The 17,257-nt window shown below is 55.7% G+C and carries 17 protein-coding genes and 1 pseudogene; 6 read left to right on the top strand and 12 right to left on the bottom strand.

All coding sequences use genetic code 11. The features are described 5' to 3' along the window. Positions 1 to 94 precede the first annotated feature (94 nt). The 10 genes and pseudogenes from fis to P0078_RS11265 all read right to left on the bottom strand — a co-directional run bounded on the left by fis (position 95) and on the right by P0078_RS11265 (position 8,290). Positions 95 to 403 (bottom strand): DNA-binding transcriptional regulator Fis, encoded by a 309-nt coding sequence (gene fis, locus P0078_RS11310; RefSeq protein WP_020411495.1) that lies wholly within the window; start codon positions 401 to 403, stop codon positions 95 to 97. Then, entirely contained in the window at positions 400 to 1,392 is a 993-nt protein-coding gene (gene dusB / locus P0078_RS11305; RefSeq protein WP_502867295.1) for a tRNA dihydrouridine synthase DusB, read from the bottom strand. Before dusB ends, fis begins: the two co-directional genes overlap by 4 nt. A 205-nt stretch (positions 1,393 to 1,597) precedes the next feature. Next, complete coding sequence (locus P0078_RS11300; RefSeq protein WP_282934439.1) at positions 1,598 to 2,101, bottom strand: DUF3426 domain-containing protein; 504 nt, start codon at positions 2,099 to 2,101, stop codon at positions 1,598 to 1,600. Between the two features lie 29 nt (positions 2,102 to 2,130). Next, on the bottom strand, positions 2,131 to 2,832 hold the full coding sequence (locus P0078_RS11295) for an MJ0042-type zinc finger domain-containing protein (RefSeq protein ID WP_282934438.1): 702 nt from the start codon (positions 2,830 to 2,832) through the stop codon (positions 2,131 to 2,133). Between the two features lie 75 nt (positions 2,833 to 2,907). After that, a complete protein-coding gene (gene prmA, locus P0078_RS11290) occupies positions 2,908 to 3,789 on the bottom strand; it encodes a 50S ribosomal protein L11 methyltransferase (protein ID WP_282934437.1) in 882 nt (293 codons plus the stop codon). Between the two features lie 149 nt (positions 3,790 to 3,938). After that, positions 3,939 to 5,278 (bottom strand): annotated as a pseudogene (gene accC / locus P0078_RS11285) (acetyl-CoA carboxylase biotin carboxylase subunit). Between the two features lie 15 nt (positions 5,279 to 5,293). Continuing rightward, positions 5,294 to 5,761, bottom strand: coding sequence for an acetyl-CoA carboxylase biotin carboxyl carrier protein (gene accB / locus P0078_RS11280; protein WP_282934436.1), 468 nt, complete (start codon positions 5,759 to 5,761; stop codon positions 5,294 to 5,296). A gap of 22 nt (positions 5,762 to 5,783) precedes the next feature. Beyond that, positions 5,784 to 6,239 (bottom strand): type II 3-dehydroquinate dehydratase, encoded by a 456-nt coding sequence (gene aroQ / locus P0078_RS11275; RefSeq protein WP_282934435.1) that lies wholly within the window; start codon positions 6,237 to 6,239, stop codon positions 5,784 to 5,786. Positions 6,240 to 6,498: 259 nt separating this feature from the next. Then, on the bottom strand, positions 6,499 to 6,885 hold the full coding sequence (locus tag P0078_RS11270; RefSeq protein ID WP_282934434.1) for a thioredoxin family protein: 387 nt from the start codon (positions 6,883 to 6,885) through the stop codon (positions 6,499 to 6,501). A 4-nt stretch (positions 6,886 to 6,889) separates the two neighbouring features. Next, entirely contained in the window at positions 6,890 to 8,290 is a 1,401-nt protein-coding gene (locus P0078_RS11265; RefSeq protein WP_282934433.1) for a protein-disulfide reductase DsbD family protein, read from the bottom strand. Between the two features lie 296 nt (positions 8,291 to 8,586). Between P0078_RS11265 and P0078_RS11260 the strand changes: the two genes are divergently transcribed. From P0078_RS11260 to P0078_RS11240, 5 genes are all read left to right on the top strand, one after another. Beyond that, a complete protein-coding gene (locus P0078_RS11260) occupies positions 8,587 to 8,901 on the top strand; it encodes a hypothetical protein (protein WP_282934432.1) in 315 nt (104 codons plus the stop codon). Then, positions 8,898 to 9,146 carry a hypothetical protein gene (locus P0078_RS11255; RefSeq protein WP_282934431.1) on the top strand — a complete coding sequence of 83 codons (249 nt, stop codon included), beginning with the start codon at positions 8,898 to 8,900 and terminating at the stop codon, positions 9,144 to 9,146. The genes P0078_RS11260 and P0078_RS11255 overlap by 4 nt, the downstream gene beginning before the upstream one ends. Then, entirely contained in the window at positions 9,143 to 9,604 is a 462-nt protein-coding gene (locus tag P0078_RS11250; protein ID WP_282934430.1) for a copper chaperone PCu(A)C, read from the top strand. Before P0078_RS11255 ends, P0078_RS11250 begins: the two co-directional genes overlap by 4 nt. 35 nt (positions 9,605 to 9,639) lie before the next feature. Further along, complete coding sequence (locus P0078_RS11245) at positions 9,640 to 10,209, top strand: YajG family lipoprotein (protein WP_282934429.1); 570 nt, start codon at positions 9,640 to 9,642, stop codon at positions 10,207 to 10,209. A 179-nt stretch (positions 10,210 to 10,388) separates the two neighbouring features. Further along, the gene (locus tag P0078_RS11240; RefSeq protein WP_282934428.1) at positions 10,389 to 12,182 is read left to right on the top strand and encodes a putative bifunctional diguanylate cyclase/phosphodiesterase; all 1,794 of its coding nucleotides are present in this window, start codon (positions 10,389 to 10,391) and stop codon (positions 12,180 to 12,182) included. Positions 12,183 to 12,233: 51 nt separating this feature from the next. Here P0078_RS11240 and P0078_RS11235 read toward each other — a convergent pair whose 3' ends face one another. Next, on the bottom strand, positions 12,234 to 13,232 hold the full coding sequence (locus P0078_RS11235) for an adenosine kinase (RefSeq protein WP_282934427.1): 999 nt from the start codon (positions 13,230 to 13,232) through the stop codon (positions 12,234 to 12,236). Between the two features lie 385 nt (positions 13,233 to 13,617). Between P0078_RS11235 and mrcB the strand changes: the two genes are divergently transcribed. Next, entirely contained in the window at positions 13,618 to 16,200 is a 2,583-nt protein-coding gene (gene mrcB, locus P0078_RS11230) for a penicillin-binding protein 1B (protein WP_282934426.1), read from the top strand. A gap of 43 nt (positions 16,201 to 16,243) precedes the next feature. Here mrcB and hemB read toward each other — a convergent pair whose 3' ends face one another. After that, positions 16,244 to 17,254: a porphobilinogen synthase gene (gene hemB, locus P0078_RS11225; RefSeq protein WP_282934425.1), complete on the bottom strand. Its 1,011-nt coding sequence runs from the start codon at positions 17,252 to 17,254 to the stop codon at positions 16,244 to 16,246. Between the last annotated feature and the right edge of the window lie 3 nt (positions 17,255 to 17,257).

Raw genomic sequence — 17,257 nt, 5'->3', positions numbered from 1 at the left:
GGTTGTCCACTGTGGCAACAAAAATGCTGCCGGGAAAATAGCGAAGGGGGATGAGTTACCTCATCCCCCTTCAAAATTTCGCTCGGTGGGAATCTTACAGCAGGCCGTAGCGCTTCAGTTTCTTGCGCAAGGTGCCACGGTTGAGACCCAGTAATTGCGCGGCGCGGGTCTGGTTGTGGCGGGTGTATTTCATCACCACTTCGAGCATGGGCGCTTCGATCTCCGACAGCACCATGTCGTAGACATCGGTTACCATCTGGCCATCCAGGTGGCGGAAGTAGTTCTCCATTGCGTGCTCGACGGCATCGCGCAGGGACTGCTGCTGTGGCTGTGCCAGTTGAGTCTGTCCCCTGGAGGATACTTCTTCATTGCCAGTATCCGGAATTAATACTTCGTTGTTCATGCCGCTTGTGCCCCTCTCGTTATTCGGCGTTCAAACCACTCGTGAACGCTGGCATGTTGTACTTCTGCACTCTCTATTTGGAAAAAGGTCTTGCGGAAGGACTCGCTATCCGCGAGCGTCTTCAAGTACCAGCCCACATGTTTGCGAGCGATACGGACCCCCATCACTTCACCGTAGAATCGGTGTAGTTCGCCCAAATGGGCGAGCAAAATATTCCTGACTTCATCCAATGTCGGTTCGGGTAGCCGCTCGCCAGTGGCGAGATAGTGGGCTATTTCCCGAAAAATCCATGGTCGTCCCTGTGCTGCACGGCCAATCATGACCGCCGATGCGCTAGTGTAATCGAGCACCTCTCGGGCTCTCTCAGCACTGCAGATGTCGCCATTGGCAAAAACCGGGATTTTTACCCTGGATACAATTTCGGCAATGGTATCGAATTCAGCCTGTCCGTGGTAGCCACAGGCGCGAGTGCGACCGTGAACCGCCAGTGCAGCGATCCCGGAATCCTCGGCCATTTTGGCTACAGTGACGCCATTGCGGGAATCCGGGCACCAGCCGGTGCGGATCTTTAGCGTCACCGGGACGGAAACAGACTGGACCACGGCTTGAAGAATATCCGCTACCAGCTTTTCATCCCGCAGCAGGGCGGAGCCCGCTGCTTTCTTACACACCTTTTTTGCCGGGCAACCCATATTAATATCGATGATTTGCGCGCCGCGACGAGCATTCTCCCGAGCGGCTTCCGCCATCATCTCAGGATCACCGCCGGCGATCTGCACCGATATGGGCGCCGCTTCGCCACCGTGATCCAGGCGCAAGCGGGACTTGCGGCTGTTCCACAGGCGAGTGTCCGAGGTCACCATCTCCGAAACCACCAATCCGGCGCCGAGTTCTCGGCACAGCTGGCGGAAGGGGCGGTCGGTGACACCGGCCATGGGCGCCAGAATTACCGGGTTGTCGATAATATAGGGGCCAATGGCAGTAGACACGGTAGCTCCATTTGGGCTGTAGGAAGGGCAATCTGTGCCCCGGCAAAACAGCCGCCTATGATAGCGGCTGGCCCGTTAATGGCAAAGCGAAAAAGCGGGCAATTTGATCGATCACTGTTCATTTAGCCTGTCGAATGCGCAGGTTTGGTTGTTTATGGCGCCAAATCCCCTTTGCTAAAAACTTAGCCGGGGAGCTTGTGTGTGTTCAGTGAGTGATGTTCAGCTCGTAGTTTACCGCTTCTGCACCGGGGTCAACCACCTCAATAGCGATATGAATGGGGCTGTCCTGGGGCATTAGTTTGCGTCCGGCCAACTCCCCCTGTAGGTACTCGTTCGGGGTAAACCGACGACTGGCCACAGCCTTATCCTTCAGGTCGCTGAAGTTCAACAATAAGTTGGGGAAGGGTTGCGCGTAGGGGGCAGTATTTAGCAGCACTGCATCCACTACCAGGGCGCCCTGCAGCTGCGGGTGGGTGCGCACCATTAAGTTTGTGGCTTGGATCGCCCGGGTATCTTTTAGTTGGGGTAAGGTGCAGCCGAATAGTGGGCAGGCGGCAGCATAGAAGTCGCGCCAGGGCTGTTTGCGGCTGAGGCTATCGAACTGGAAGTATGCAACCTGAATCACTATGCCGAGGATCGATAGGGGAATCAATGCACGCCACAGCCAGGGAGAGGCTGTGCGTTTCTTTTTGGGTACTCCCCACGACATCTCCACAGGCGCGGGCTGGATAGCTGAGATTAATTGCTCCCGCTGGGGCTCTTCAGCAGTGGTAGATTCGCCACCGAAGTAAGGCTCCTGGCGGCTTTCCTCAGTGGGGGAGGTGTATCTACAGACTCGGTTGATGCTGCAGGCTCATTGTTGTCCCAGGACGGCTCTTCAGCGAGGGAGCTAGAAGTTTCAAACTCCGGTACTTCAGGTTGGCGGTTGTACTCGGGCGAAGGGTCAGAATCAAAATCAGGAAGTTCTTCCCAGTCCGGCTTGAGGATTTTATCCAGGTCCTCTTCGGGTTCCGCTTCCTCTTCGGTATGAGATGCTTCCAGCTCCTGCCACTCATGGTCGCCAAAGGCGTCACCAATTAATTCCTGTGCTGCTGCACTATATTCTTTTGGTTCAGATTTGGGCGCGCTGTCAGGTGCAATCTCATTGGTTGCACTCTCCTGATTGGTAGTTTGATCCACAGCTGGTGGAGATGGCGGGGTGGCGGGTTCGTCCTCGTCGAGCTCGATATCGTCGTGGATCAGGAAGTCATCGTCTTCCAGCAAAGCCTCCAAATCATTGCGGCTCTCGCTATCACTTTCTGAGAAAACGATATTTTCGTCTGCGCGAAACACCTGCAGGCAAGACCCACAGCGAACGGCTCCACGGGCAGCGCGCAGTTGCTGGTCATTAATATGAAATGATGTGCTGCAATGAGGGCAGCGGGTTACCAGTTGAGACATTCGACTAGAGCGCAGTTTATTTAGCAGCCAAGTTTATCAGCCCAAAGGGGTCCCGCGTAGTGCTCGGGGGCGCATTTAGCGCACCCGCTTGCCTGTCAGTCTGACCCATCCCTCGTGTTCGCCGTCAGAATCGAACTCAATCCATTCGCTGTAAGCATTTTTCACCTGCTCTGCCTGGGAACTGAGGATGCCGGACAGACAAATTTTTCCGCCCAATTGAGTGAGCTGTATCAGTTGAGGGGCGAGTTCTACCAGGGGGCCGGCGAGGATATTGGCCAACATAACATCGGCGTCTTCGCTCGGCATTTGTTCTGGCAGGTAGACCGGGAAGCGCTCGGGGTCTATGCCGTTGCGCTGGGCATTGTCCCGACTGGCGATCAATGCCTGGGGATCGATATCGGTACCGAGAACTCGCTCTGCTCCCAGTAGTAGTGCGCTAATCCCCAGAATGCCCGAGCCGCAACCGAAGTCGATGGCACTCTTACCCGCGAGCTCCTGCAGCGCCAACCATTGCAGGCATAGGAAAGTAGTTGGGTGCGTGCCAGTGCCGAAGGCTAGGCCTGGATCGAGCAGCAGGTTCACCGCGTCCGGCTGTGGTGGCTCACACCAGCTGGGGCAGATCCACAAATTGGGGCCGCACTGGATGGGTTTGTAGTGGGTCATCCACTCCCGCTCCCAATCCTTATCCTCAAGTTGCTCCCAGCGGGCATTGGGCAACATTTCGCATAGGAAGGAAGCTGCTTTTGCCTCGGTAACCGAGGTGTCCACTTCCGCATCGAACAATCCGGTAACCCGTGTTTGCTCCCATAGGGGCACCTCTCCGAGCCCGGGCTCAAGGATCGGTTGGTCAGCGTTGTCTTGCAGGGTGACAGATACGGCACCGGCAAAAAGCAGTGCGTCTTCGATTTTTTCCGCGTGATCACGGTCGGTGTCCACGCGGAGTTGTAGCCAGGGCATAATTATTCCGGAAATGTTGTAGCGATGTTTACGGCATTGTTGCGGCTGGGCCGCACTCAGATAACGATGGTTGCCACGCCATCCTTGGCAAGGTCAGTGTCGTTATGTTTGCCGCAATTCTCGCTAACTTTGCCCCGGCTGGCGAGCGCTTAAAGACCTAACTTCTTCTCCAGGTAGTGGATATTGACCCCACCCTTGGCAAAGTTTTCATCTCGTACCAACTCTTCCTGTAGGGGAATATTGGTTTTGATGCCGTCCACTACCAGTTCCGACAGGGCCACACGCATACGCGCCAACGCGGTTTCGCGATCTTCCGCATGGGTGATCAGCTTGGCGATCATGGAATCGTAGTTGGGGGTACCGAGTATCCGGAGTAGAGATGGGAGTCGACCCGCACACCCAGGCCGCCAGGCATATGGAAGTTGTTTACCTTGCCGGGGCTGGGGAAGAAGGTCTGTGGGTCTTCGGCATTGATACGGCACTCAAAGGCGTGACCTTTGATTACGATATCTTCCTGCTTCAGGGATAGCTTCTCACCGGCACAAACCCGAATCTGCTCCTTGATCAGGTCGACGCCGGTTACCATTTCGGTAACGGGGTGCTCCACCTGGATACGGGTGTTCATTTCGATAAAGTAGAAGCGCTCATTTTCATACAGGAATTCAAAAGTACCCGCGCCGCGATAGCCGATATCGATACAGGCTTGTACACAGGACTCATGTACCTGCTCGCGCACCTCATCGGGAATGCCCGGAGCTGGGGCTTCTTCCAAAACTTTTTGATGGCGGCGCTGCAGGGAGCAGTCGCGATCGCCCAGATGGATGGCGTTGCCCTGGCCATCGGCCATTACCTGGATCTCAACATGGCGGGGATTCTGCAGGAATTTTTCCATGTAGACGGTGCCGTCACCGAAGGCCGCCTGGGCTTCGGACTTGGTCACGGCAATCGCGTTCACCAGTTCCTCTTCCCTTTCCACTACGCGCATGCCGCGACCACCGCCACCGGCGGCAGCTTTAATAATGACCGGATAACCGATGCTGCGGCCGATCTCCATGCAGCGTTCGCTATTATCGGGCAGCGGGCCGTCAGAGCCTGGAACGGTGGGAACGCCAGCCTTTTTCATGGCGGCAATTGCAGACACCTTGTCCCCCATCAGGCGGATCACATCCGGGTCAGGGCCAATAAAGGTAAAGCCGCTCTTTTGCACCTGCTCGGCGAAGTCCGCGTTCTCTGCGAGAAAGCCATAGCCGGGGTGCACGGCTACTGCGTCGGTGATTTCCATGGCGGAGATCAGGGCCGGCACATTTAGGTAGCTCTGCGGGGATGGGTTGGGGCCGATACATACAGATTCGTCGGCCAGGCGTACATGCTTGAGATTGCGGTCTACCAAAGAGTGCACCGCCACAGTGGCGATGCCCATCTCTTTACAGGCGCGCAAAATCCGCAATGCGATTTCGCCGCGGTTGGCGATTAGGATTTTGTCGAACATTGTGACTTACCCCACTCAGACGATGGTCACGAGGGGCTGGTCAAACTCAACCGGTTGGCCGTCTTCCAGCAGAATCGACTCAATGGTACCGGCCTTGTCGGCTTCGATCTGGTTCATCATTTTCATCGCTTCGACGATGCACACAACATCGCCAACTTTGACCTGCTGACCCACTTTCACGAAGGCCTCGGCGCCAGGGCTGGGGGCAGCGTAATAGGTGCCTACCATCGGGGATTTTACCGCGTGTCCGCTGATAGCCGGCTTGGACTCTTTTTCAGCTGGGGCAGCAGGAGCGCTGGGCGCCGGAGCAGCAGGGGCGGCAACCGGTGCGGGAGGCGCGCTGTAAATCGGTGCAACGGGTTGGGCGGCGCTGCTGACGCCGCGACTGATGCGCACGGACTCTTCGCCTTCTTTGATTTCCAGCTCGCCGATATCCGATTCTTCGAGCAGCTCAATCAATTTTTTAATTTTGCGGATATCCATAGTTATTTACTCGCAGTTTGATTCATTGTTGTGCAGGTGTGGCATCCAATTGGTGGATGGCTGCCTGTAAGGCCAGGGTGTAGCTGTTGGCGCCAAAGCCACAGATTACGCCGCAGGCCAGATCTGAAAGATAGGAATGGTGTCGGAAAGCTTCCCTGGCATGGGGATTGGACAGGTGAAGCTCAATAAACGGGATGGCAACGGCTGCCAGGGCATCGCGCAAGGCGACACTGGTATGGGTGAACGCAGCGGGATTGATCACGATAAAGTCGACCCCACTGGTCGCCGCCAGGTGGATTCGTTCGAGCAGGGCTGATTCACTATTGCTCTGCAGGACTTCCAGTTCGTGGCCGGCGGCGTCGCACTGGCGCTCGGCGGCTTCGTTGATATCCGCCAGGGTGGTAGACCCGTAGATGTGCGGTTCGCGACTGCCTAAAAGATTTAGGTTGGGGCCGTGAAGGAGAAGAAGTTTAGCCATAATTCGCCCTGAAGAAAGTTGCCGAAAACCCATATAAAGTGGGTTAAAATTGGCTATCTTGCGGGCAAACTCGAAATTTCGGCCTAGCTGCCCGAACTCATTAACCGAGTCTGCCGCAAAAGTGACTCCCTGTCCATGCCAGACTCGGAGTTTATCGAAGTTAGCAGCAGTTCGGCGATATTGGGCAAAAAATTAGTTCAAAATATCCGGGCTGTGGCCTGTTTACCTTGGGTTATTGGCTACAAAGGCGCCAAAAACTTTACTGAGTCACCCCAGTGCTCAAAGGGGAGTCCACAGCGTTCTCCAATTCCTGTAGTAAATCATCTTGAGATAATATTTGCGGCAATATTTTTGCGTCGCCCCCATCGGCGGGATAGAGGAGATACAGCGGCACACTGGTACGCCCGTATTTGGCCAATAATTCGCTGATTCGCGGGTCCTGGTTGGTCCAATCTCCTTTCAGCGCGACCACGTTGAGGCGCTCCAAAGCATCACTGACCTCGGTGCTCGACAGCACAGCTTTCTCATTCATCAGGCAGGTGATGCACCAGGCCGCTGTCATATTGGCCAGAACTGCACGCCCCTCACTGCGCGCAGTCTCCAGTCTCTCTGCCGAATAGGGCTCCCAGTAATCGCTGCTGGACAATTGTTCAGACTGATTGATGGTTTTCAGTTGCGGAAGTAGAAAAACCGCCAAGGCCAGGGAGGCCAGGGCCAGGGAACCGCGCAGCCAGTGCCATTGCGGACGCGGCCAAAGCCACAGGGCAAATGCAATGGCTACAGCACCAGCCAGTACCAGGGCAACTCCATCCCCCGGCTTGTCGGCCCAGAACCCACAGTAGCCACACCGCAGTGAGATACATCGGGAATGCCAACAACTGCTTTAGGCGATCCATCCAGGGGCCGGGTTTGGGCAGCTTTTTGGCGAGAGCGGGGATATATGTCAACAACAGGAAGGGGGCCGCCATACCGGCGCCAAGGGCGGCAAAAACACTTAGCGCAATTAGTGCGGGCTGCGTAACAGCAAACCCCAGTGCGGAGCCCATCAGCGGCGCAGTGCAGGGGCTGGCCACCAGGGTTGCCAGCGCGCCGGATGCCACAGAGCCCGACAACCCCTGACGTTTATTCAGGTTGCCGCCAATACCCATCAGGTTACTGCCGAGTTCGGTCATTCCGGACAAACTCAACCCCATGATAAAAAACAGGTAGGCGAGTGCTGCCACCAACCAGGGGGATTGAAGCTGGAAGCCCCAGCCGACAGCCTCTCCGCCGGCGCGAAGGGCGAGCATCACAGCGGCGATAGCCACAAAGCTCAAAACTACGCCCAGTGTATAAGCCCAGCCGTGGTGGTGCCTTTGGCTTGCATTTTGTGCCGCCTGGCTCACTGCCAGTAATTTAATCGACAGTACTGGGAAGACACAGGGCATCAGGTTCAGGATCAGGCCACCGGCAAATGCGAGAAGCAGCGCCAGTGATAAGGTGACATTGCTATTGCCTGCGGCACCGCCAGCACTCGCTGGCGGAGTGGGTGCGCCTGTAATTAAGGCGCTATCCTGCGGTTCTATATCCTGACTGGCAAAATCCACACTGTAGTATCGGGTCTGAGGCGGATAACAAAGGCCGGCATCTGCGCAGCCTTGATAGTGGAGCTCCAGTTGGGTAGAACCACTGGTTTCAGGGATATCCAGGGCAAATTCGAGCTGGCCTCGGTAGACCTCAGTCTCTTTCTCGAAATAGTCGTCCCAAATAACTTCACCGGTTGGCAGGTTCAGGGGGATGGGAGTTTTTTCACCATTATCGACCCTGTACAGCGCCAGTTTTTCGCGATAGAGGTAGTACTCTGGGGCAATCTGGAAGAGTGCGCTGAGGCCGTTGGCATCAAAGAGCAGGTCCTGCTGATAAGCTTCATCGACCGGCAGGAAAGTGTTTTCCTGGGCGCTGCTCAACGAGGCAAAAGGGTTATCGGAATTCTGCGCTGTAGCTCCAATGTTGGTTGTGGCCAGCAGGATTGTCAGCAGAACGAGGAAATTTTTTCGGAAACTTTTGGTCATCACAGCCATAGATGAAAAAATTCATTATAGTCGGGCGCATAGTTCAGACTGCTGCACCAGACGGGGGTTCAGTCGCCGCAGCAGTATAGCGACGCCAGTGGTACAAAAAAACAACAATAGGGGATTGTTTTGCCGTCATTTGAACGCCTTCACAGCCTTGGGGTTTTACTGCTACTGGCATTTTGCCTGGGGGCCTGCTCATCCAATAAGCCCGCACCTAAAACGGTTGTCCCTCCTCCCGCCCCTAAAAAGACGCCATCCCAGGACCAGGTTCGGCGCAACAATATTTCCTTTTTTTGAGTCGTGCGGAACAGGCGCTACGCAAAGGGCATCTAACCCAGCCTGCCGGCGCCAGTGCCTACGACTATTACCTGCGTGTATTGCAACTGCAACCGGATAACAGCAAGGCAGAAACCGGTATTCAAACCATTGTGGTCACCTATGTTGAGCGGGCGCGGGACGCCCTGCGTCGCAGGGATTTTGGGGCGGTGAATACCCTGTTGAAACGGGCCGAGATGTTGGCCCCGGCCAATCCGCTGGTGGCTGAAGTGCGTACACAGTTGGTCCGCGAGCGGGGAGAGCGCAGCTCGATTTACCACAAGGGGAGGTGATAGGTCTGCCAGCCGGTGAACTTGCAGCAAGGTCTGCCGGGCTGGTGGAACAGTTGCAGCGAGTAGCGGGCAGGATTCGCAGCGAGCAGCTGCGCGTCATTATCGTAGCGCGCAGTGATGCTGAGGGCCGTTGGGTTTATCAGCAACTGCGCGAGGCTGTACCCGGGTATCGGGTGCGTGGAGATATCAAAGTCGGGAATCCGGCGAAACTGATCCTGATTAAGCCCAGCGGAGGGGCACCATGAAAAAAGTATTGGCATTTGCCTTTTTAATCACCGCACTCCTTGTGTCTAAAGGCGCCTATTCCATAGGAATTACGGCGGAGGGGTATGCCCGGGAAACTCCTCCGGGGCCTTCGATGAGCGCTGCCTTTGTGTCGCTGCACAACACTGGTGATTCGAGTCAGGTACTCACGGGTGTGGAGTTACCGGGTGTTGAACAGGCTTCAGCAGACCTGCATACCACAATATCGGAGAACGGAATAAACCGGATGCGCCCGCTGGATCAGCTGACGATTGCCGCCGGGGCAAGTGTAGATATGGCTCCCGGTGGAGTTCACTTAATGATTAAAGGTCTGCGCTTGCAGGCGGGGGAGGAGTTGCCGTTGCGACTGCTTTTTGCCGATGGCAGCAGTGTAGATATTCTTGTGCCAATAGTTCGGATGAGAGATGAGGGTGAGCATCACCATCATCACCATGGCTGAATTGGCAGTTTTTTTGAAGTGAGGGGGAATTAAACATGAAGAAGTTATTGGTTTTTGCCGGTGCGCTGTTACTCAGCGCTTGTGCCCACAGCCCGCTGCAAATTTGGCTGCAGCCTCAGGTCCAGGTCGCTCCTGAAGCGATAGGCGAAGGCTTTAGTATGAGTGTGATGGGAGTAAATGAACTGCCCTCTGGCGGCTTGGGATCATTGGGTGGTGTTTATGCGGATACTGCTCAGGTAAGTATTGGCAATGACGCTGGTGAGGCTATTGCGGCGGGATTGCGTGAGGGTTTTTCAAATTGGTCATTCCGAATTACCGATAGCGCGCCGGAAGTTCAGGTGATCGCAAAATTGGTAAAACTCACCTACAACAGTCCAAATACGGTTTATACCACTGAGATTGACACCGCTGCTGAAATTCACCTGGAAGTGAAAATTGGTCCTCGCACTTATTTCGGCACTTACAGCGCTTCCGGCAAAGATCGGAACCTGGTTAAGCCCAGCCGTGAAGAAGTCCAAAGCCGTGTGAATGGACTGCTCAGCACAACTCTACAACGAGTATTTGAAGACGAGAAATTAAAAAATTTCTTGCGCAGCAATCTGTGAATGTGCAATTTATACATTTGTAGAAAAAACTCGGCTGGGAGGCTGGATAATTGAATAAAATCGGCGATCGTGGGCGATGATGTCGGTAACCTTTTTCGGTTATAGCCTGTCGCAAGGCACCTCCCCGCTACCGGGAAAGGTTTGCGCTTTGCTCTGTTGTGTTTTGAGTGAGTTTTCCCGTGACGCTGTTTAATCCAGAGGCGGCAAGTTACCTCGGCCCCCTCGCCCAGTTGGAAGAGGGGCTGCGCCCCTGTGAGCAGATCAGTTTACAGGCGGCGGAGGCGGCTCTCGGTGAAGTTGCCGATGGTGTCATTGTCACCGATGCTGCGGGTACGGTGGTTTACACCAACCCCCTGGTCAACGAAATGACTGGGGACCTGGTTGGACTGCTGCCCGGCCAGCCACTCAGTGAAGGTTTGCGCCTGTGCAATAGCCGGGGCGATGCGATAGAGCCGATATTGCCGGCATCCAGTGACCTGGGTGAAGTACCCAGAACCAGAGAGTTTAATGCCTGTATTGAGCGCCCAGGGGAAGAGCATGTCCCACTTGAAGTGACCGTGCAGGTAATGGCTCTTTGGGATATGGGGGTGCTTAAAAATTATGTTTTGGTGCTGCGGGATACCTCTGCCGCACGCCGGGTTTCCACCCGCCTTATGTGGCAGAGCAGCCACGACGCCTTAACCCGACTGCCCAACCGACAATTCTTTGAGAGTGAGCTGCAAAGCCAACTCAGCCTCTGTGTCGATAAACGCCAGCACCATGTATTGCTCTACCTGGATGTTTATCAATTCAAAGTTATTAACGACACCCTGGGCTTTGTTGCCGGGGACCAGTTGTTGGTTCAGTTGGTGGAGTTAATCAAGCGCTGCCTCTCCAGCGATGATCTATTTGCCCGAGTCGGCAGTGATGAGTTTGCGATACTACTGCGCGACTGCACCCTGGAAGAGGGTGGTCGTGTGGTGGCTCGGCTGCGCGACTCTGTGCAGAACTTCAGTTTTTTCTGGGAGGGGAATGACAACCGGGTCGCGGTGTCGATTGGTGTTGTTGGTGTCGATCACTTTACCCCCAGTGCCAGTCAGTTACTGGCGTCGGCCAATGATGCCTGTTGCAGTGCCCGGGAGCAGGGCAGAAATCGCGTTAAGCTATTTGGTGACTCCCGCAAGGTATTGGAGAAGCGCCGCGAGACCACCTGGGTAGCGGAAATTCATGCAGCGTTGCGGGAAGACCGTCTGATGTTGTACCGGCAGCCAGTGGTTTCACTAAAGGGGGACCGCAATGTCCACCACTATGAAATCCTGGTGCGGATGCGCGGTCGTGATGGTGGAGTGATTTCACCGGGGCTGTTTTTACCAGCCGCAGAGCGCTACGGCTTGATCGAGGAAGTGGACCGCTGGGTAATTCGCCGGGTCTTTGACTACATGGCCCAAGAACAGCGCCTGGGGATGGGCGGAATTAATTATGCGGTCAATATTTCCGGCATCAGCCTGGGGGATGAGACCTTTGCTGATTTTGTGCTGCAGTCTCTGTCCGATGCCGGTGTAACGCCTTCACGGGTTCAATTTGAAATTACAGAAACCAGCGCCATCAATAATCTTGAACGAGCCCTGATATTTATCCACAAGCTGAGAGCCGCCGGTTGCAGCTTTGCCCTGGATGACTTTGGTCGCGGTGTTTCCTCCCTGGCTTATCTGCGCCAGCTGCCGGTAGATTTTCTTAAAATCGATGGAAGCTTTGTGCGCAATATGCTCGAGGATGAAATTGATAGCGCAATGGTAAGCACTATTGATCACTTGGCGAAGAGAATGGGTATCAGCACTATCGCCGAGTATGTAGAGAGCCCGGAGTTAATGGAAAAATTGAGCCAGATGGGGGTGGACTATGCCCAAGGCTTCGGTATTTCCGCAGCGACGGGGCTGCCGGAGCTGGATAGCTACCCGGGGATGCTTCACCATTCCAGAGGGCCCAAGCCTTAGGGGCCCCTGGAAATCATGTGTCTATAGATAACTGCTACTAGGCAATTGCTATTAAACAACAGGTGCGAGTAATTCGGAGTGCTGCTCGGCCTCTAGTCGCGGGCCGTATTGGCTCACCACCTGGGCGGCAGCGCGGCAAGCGAGTTCGCCGGCTTCGGTAAAACTCATTTCGCGGTTGATACCGTAGAGGAAAGCACCGGCAAACATATCGCCTGCGCCGTTGGTATCGATGGCGCGGACTTCGGGGCTCTCTATGCGGTGAACGTCGTTGCCGTCCCATAGCAGTGCGCCATCGGCGCCCAGGGTAATCGCGAAACTGCGGCAGTAATCGCGCAGCGCTTCAACGGCGCCCTCCACAGAGTCGGTACCGGTAAAGCCCAGAGCCTCATCCCGGTTGCAGAACAGCATATCCACACCGCCGCCAATCATTTCCCGCAGCCCTTCGCCGAAGAACTGAACCATAGCCGGGTCAGACAGGCTGAGAGCGGTTTTAACTCCGTGGGCTTCGGCTTCTTCGCGAAGCTTGATCGCTGCGGCACGGCCCGTTTCAGAGGAGACCAGGTAGCCTTCGATATAGGCCCACTTGGAGGAGGACAGTGCATCGCTATCCAGTTCAGCGACTGAGAGCTGTTCACTCATTCCCAGATAGGTGTTCATACTGCGTTCGGCATCCGGGGTGATAAGCACCAGGCATTTGCCGGTAGTGCCCTCATCAGCTTGCTTCAGTGTTTCGGGATAGTCGACCCCGGCGCTGTTAAGGTTGTTTCTGTAGAAATCACCATTCTCGTCAGCGGCAACTTTGCAAGAATAGAAGGTGCGGAGACCGAAATAGCTGGCAGCAATGACCGTATTGGCACCGGAGCCGCCGCAGGCCAATTTGGCAGTGACCATATGGTTTTGAAGGTCGTCTACCAGCTGTTGCTGACGGGCATCATCTACCAGGGTCATGATTCCCTTTTCCACGCCAAGGCTGCTCAAATCCTGGTCCGACACTTCGATTTCTGTATCGAGTAGGGCGGCACCTATGCCGTAGAGATCGTATTGCTGCATATCATTCCTATTCGGGCTTATTGTCTACATTTCCGCCGCATTATGGACGTGATTTTGCCAAGTGCAAGGCATTGGGGAGGGCTGGCGACAGCAAACCCTCACATAGGCGCTTGTTACATCTTGGTGAACTTATAGGCGGTTGCTGCGGTCAATCCTCGCACAGGTGTAAATAGCACCTTCACGTAAACCGCCAGGTGATAGATACTGCCAAGCCTGGATTTTAGCCCGCTAATTGAGTGGGCCCGCCAGTGCTGAAAGGCACTGGCAGCAAGATACCAGCGGAGCTGCCACCTGCTGGTACCCTGCCTTCGACTCTTCGATTGGGGCTGGTTAGGTCTCATGAGTCGCTTGATGTACTGAGTTGGCAGCGGGACTGAATCCTCATATGGCATCAACGAAACGCCGGCGCGTCAGAGCGTCAAAGCCCAAACGACGATATCGCTGGCTCAAGCTGCTAGTGCTTTTAGCCCTGGTGGGCTCCCTGGCGCTGGCAGCGTATATGGCTTACCTGGATGTGCAGCTGCGCGAGCGACTGGATAGCCGTCAATACCAACTCCCCGCCCGAGTCTACGCTCGTCCGCTGGTGCTGCGCGAGGGTATGGCAATGCATCCGGATGAGTTGGAGTCCGAATTTGCTGCCTTGAATTACCGCAAGCAGGGCACTCTGAGTGAGCCTGGTTCCTGGGTTCAGGACGGAATGAATTACAAGGTCTGGCGCCGGGACTTTATCCATGCCAATGGCCGCCAGCCTGCTGCAGTGGTCTCCTTCCGTCTGCGCAATGATCAAATTAGCGGCCTGCGTGATGACAATGGCCGAAGCCTGGCAGAATTCCGCCTGGACGCGGCTAATATCGGCTCTCTACTAGGGGGAGGCGATGACCGCAATCCAGTGCGTTTCGATGATATTCCTCCCTTGGTAGCCAATACCCTGATTGCTGTTGAGGATCAGGACTTCCTCAATCACTTTGGTGTTTCCCCTCGCGGTATTGCCCGGGCCATGGTGGCCAACGCAAAAGCCGGACGATTGGTACAGGGTGGCTCCACAATTACCCAGCAGTTGGTCAAAAATATCTTTTTTGACCATAAGCCCAGCCTGAGACGTAAATTCAACGAGGCCCTGATGGCCATCCTGATGGAGGTGCACTACGACAAGCGCTATATCCTGCAGGAATACATCAACGAAGTGTGGTTGGGTCAGCAGGGTGCCAGAGGTATTTATGGCTTTGGGTTGGCCTCTGAATTCTATTTCCAGCAGCCCCTGGACACCTTGGAACCCCATCAGGTAGCGCTGTTGGTGGGGCTGGCGAAAGGTGCGTCTTACTACAACCCCTGGCGCAATCCAGAGAGAGCACTGCAAAGGCGCAATACCGTGCTGGAATTGATGCTGGAGCAGGGGCTGATTACCCAGGAGGAATTCCAGAAGTATTCCGCCAAGCCTCTGGGGGTGGTCAAGGGTGGTGTCGGTGCGCAGAATCCTTACCCGGCCTTTACTGAGCGGCTGTTGATTGAATTGCGTCCCTACTACTCCTACGAGGAATTGCGCACTTCGGGTTTACGGGTTTACACCACCTTGGCCCCTTCGGTGCAGAAGTTGGCGGAGGAGTCCATCAGTCAGGGCGTTAGCCAGCTGGAGAAAGACCGAGGGATCAAAGCCAATTCACTCCAGGCCGCGACAGTATTGTTGGATAATCGCAACGGCAATGTGCTCGCCATGGTGGGAGATCGGAACCCGGACTACCCAGGCTTCAACCGGGCGCTGGAAGCCCGCCGCCAGGTGGGCTCCCTGATTAAGCCGGCTGTGTTTCTCACTGCTCTAGAGCGACCGGAAGAGTACAACCTGGCCACCCTGATCGATGATGCCCCGGTGAGAATTGAAGAGGCGGATGGCGATGTATGGATGCCGCAGAACTTCGATAAGCGCGCTCACGGACAGATACCGCTTTATATCGCTCTGGCCAAGTCCTATAACCTGGCGACGGCCCATTTGGGATTGGATCTCGGCCTGCAGAATGTGCGCCAGACGATTCGCCGCCTGGGTGTTGAATCCAGGCTCCCCCGAGTGCCGGCGATGTTGCTTGGTGCTGTGGAGATGACCCCGTTCGAAGTTGCCGGTATGTACCAGACCATCGCGAACAATGGTGAGACGGTACAGCCGCGCACACTGCTGGCGGTTTCCGATGCCCAGGGCGGCCGTGTACAGCACTTCCGCCGCAAGGCTAATCGCGGTGTCGACCCCGTTCCAGCTTACCTGTTGCGCTGGGGGCTGGAGCAGGCCATGCGTGAGGGTACCGGACGCCGCTCCGCCAAGCGCTTGCCAAGTAGCATCGCCTTTGCCGGGAAAACCGGAACCACTAACAATAACCGCGATAGTTGGTTTGCGGGCTTCTCCCCGGAAGTAACCGCCGTAGTCTGGCTCGGGCGCGACGATAATGAGCGCACGCGCCTAACTGGCTCCACAGGCGCACTGCCGATCTGGACGGAGATTATGCGCAAGCTGCCCCATCAACACGGACCGGCAGAGATGCCCCGAGGAGTGGAGCTTAAGTCAGTGAACTCCCGGGGGCAGTTTATGGACCCGGATTACTGTCGCGGTGGTTATGAGATTCCTTTCTCCTACGAGAGCCAGCTGCAACCGGCGCCGGAATGTCGGGGGCAGAACCGCTGGCGCTGGTTCCGCAATCTATTTGGCAATGGTCGCGACGAAGCGGCTCCCAGAGAGGAGATGAGTCCCGGTTGGGGGGTGGATACCAGTGAGCAGCAGATGCGCGATCAGCGCCGCCAACTATTGCAGGAACAACTTCGAGGTGACGATGCGGAAGAGTTTGGTGTAGATCCCGAGTATGGCTCCGATTATGAAGAGGAGCCCCTGGAGCTGCCAAGAGATAATACTTTTGGTGGGAGGGCTCACAGCGTACCGGTAGAGGAAGCCCAGCCGGTGGGGCCTGACCTGGAAGATCAGTGGCCCTAGGGAAGGTAGCGCGCGATTGAATCGCGCGCTTTTTCACCGGCTATCAGTCTTGCAGCAACTGTGCGGCTTCTTCGGCGAAATAGGTGAGGATGCCGTCGGCACCGGCGCGCTTAAAGGCCAATAAGGACTCCAGAATAACCGCCTCTCGCTTCAACCAGCCATTTTCAAAGGCGGCGCAGTGCATCGCATACTCCCCGCTCACCTGATAGGCGAAAGTGGGAACCCGTAATTCTTCCTTTACCCGGCGCACTATATCGAGGTAGGGCATACCGGGTTTCACCATCACCATATCCGCGCCCTCTTGCAGATCCAGGGCGCACTCGTGCAATGCCTCATCGGTATTGGCGGGGTCCATTTGGTAGCTCGCTTTATTGCCACCTTTCAAGTTCCCGGCAGAGCCCACTGCATCGCGGAAAGGACCGTAGTAAGCGGAGGCATATTTAGCGGCGTAGGACATAATCAGGGTATTGCTGTGGCCCGCGCCTTCGAGAGCATCGCGAATAGCTCCGATACGGCCATCCATCATATCCGAGGGGGCTACCATATCGGCACCGGCCGCAGCGTGTGACAGGGCCTGCTGTACCAATACCTCAACGGTTTCGTCGTTGACGATATAACCGCTGTGGTCCATCAGCCCGTCCTGGCCGTGGTTGGTAAAGGGGTCCAGAGCTACGTCGGTGATAACTCCCAATTCCGGTACCGCATTTTTCAGCTCGCGAACAGCCCTTTGTGCCAAGCCATCGGCGTCGTGGGCGGCACTGGCGCAGTCGGACTTTGCCGACGGGTCGACTACCGGAAACAGGGCTATGGCGGGGATTCCCAACTCTCGAACTGTCTTCGCTTTCTTGGCCAACAGGTCCACGCTCAGGCGTTCAACACCCGGCATTGAGGCTACTTTTTGGGTTTCATTACGCCCCTCAATAACAAATAGTGGCAGGATCAAGTCGTCACTGCTCAACTGGGTTTCCCGCACCAGTCGACGGGAAAAATCCTTTGCACGCAGGCGACGCAGGCGAGTGTTGGGGTAGGCACCACGGCCGAAACTTTGGCTCATCGG

The organism is Microbulbifer sp. VAAF005 (assembly GCF_030012985.1).
In the GTDB taxonomy this organism is placed as follows: domain Bacteria; phylum Pseudomonadota; class Gammaproteobacteria; order Pseudomonadales; family Cellvibrionaceae; genus Microbulbifer.
The sequence above is the reverse complement of the archived record's forward strand: the minus strand, read 5'-3'. Positions and strand labels throughout refer to the sequence as shown.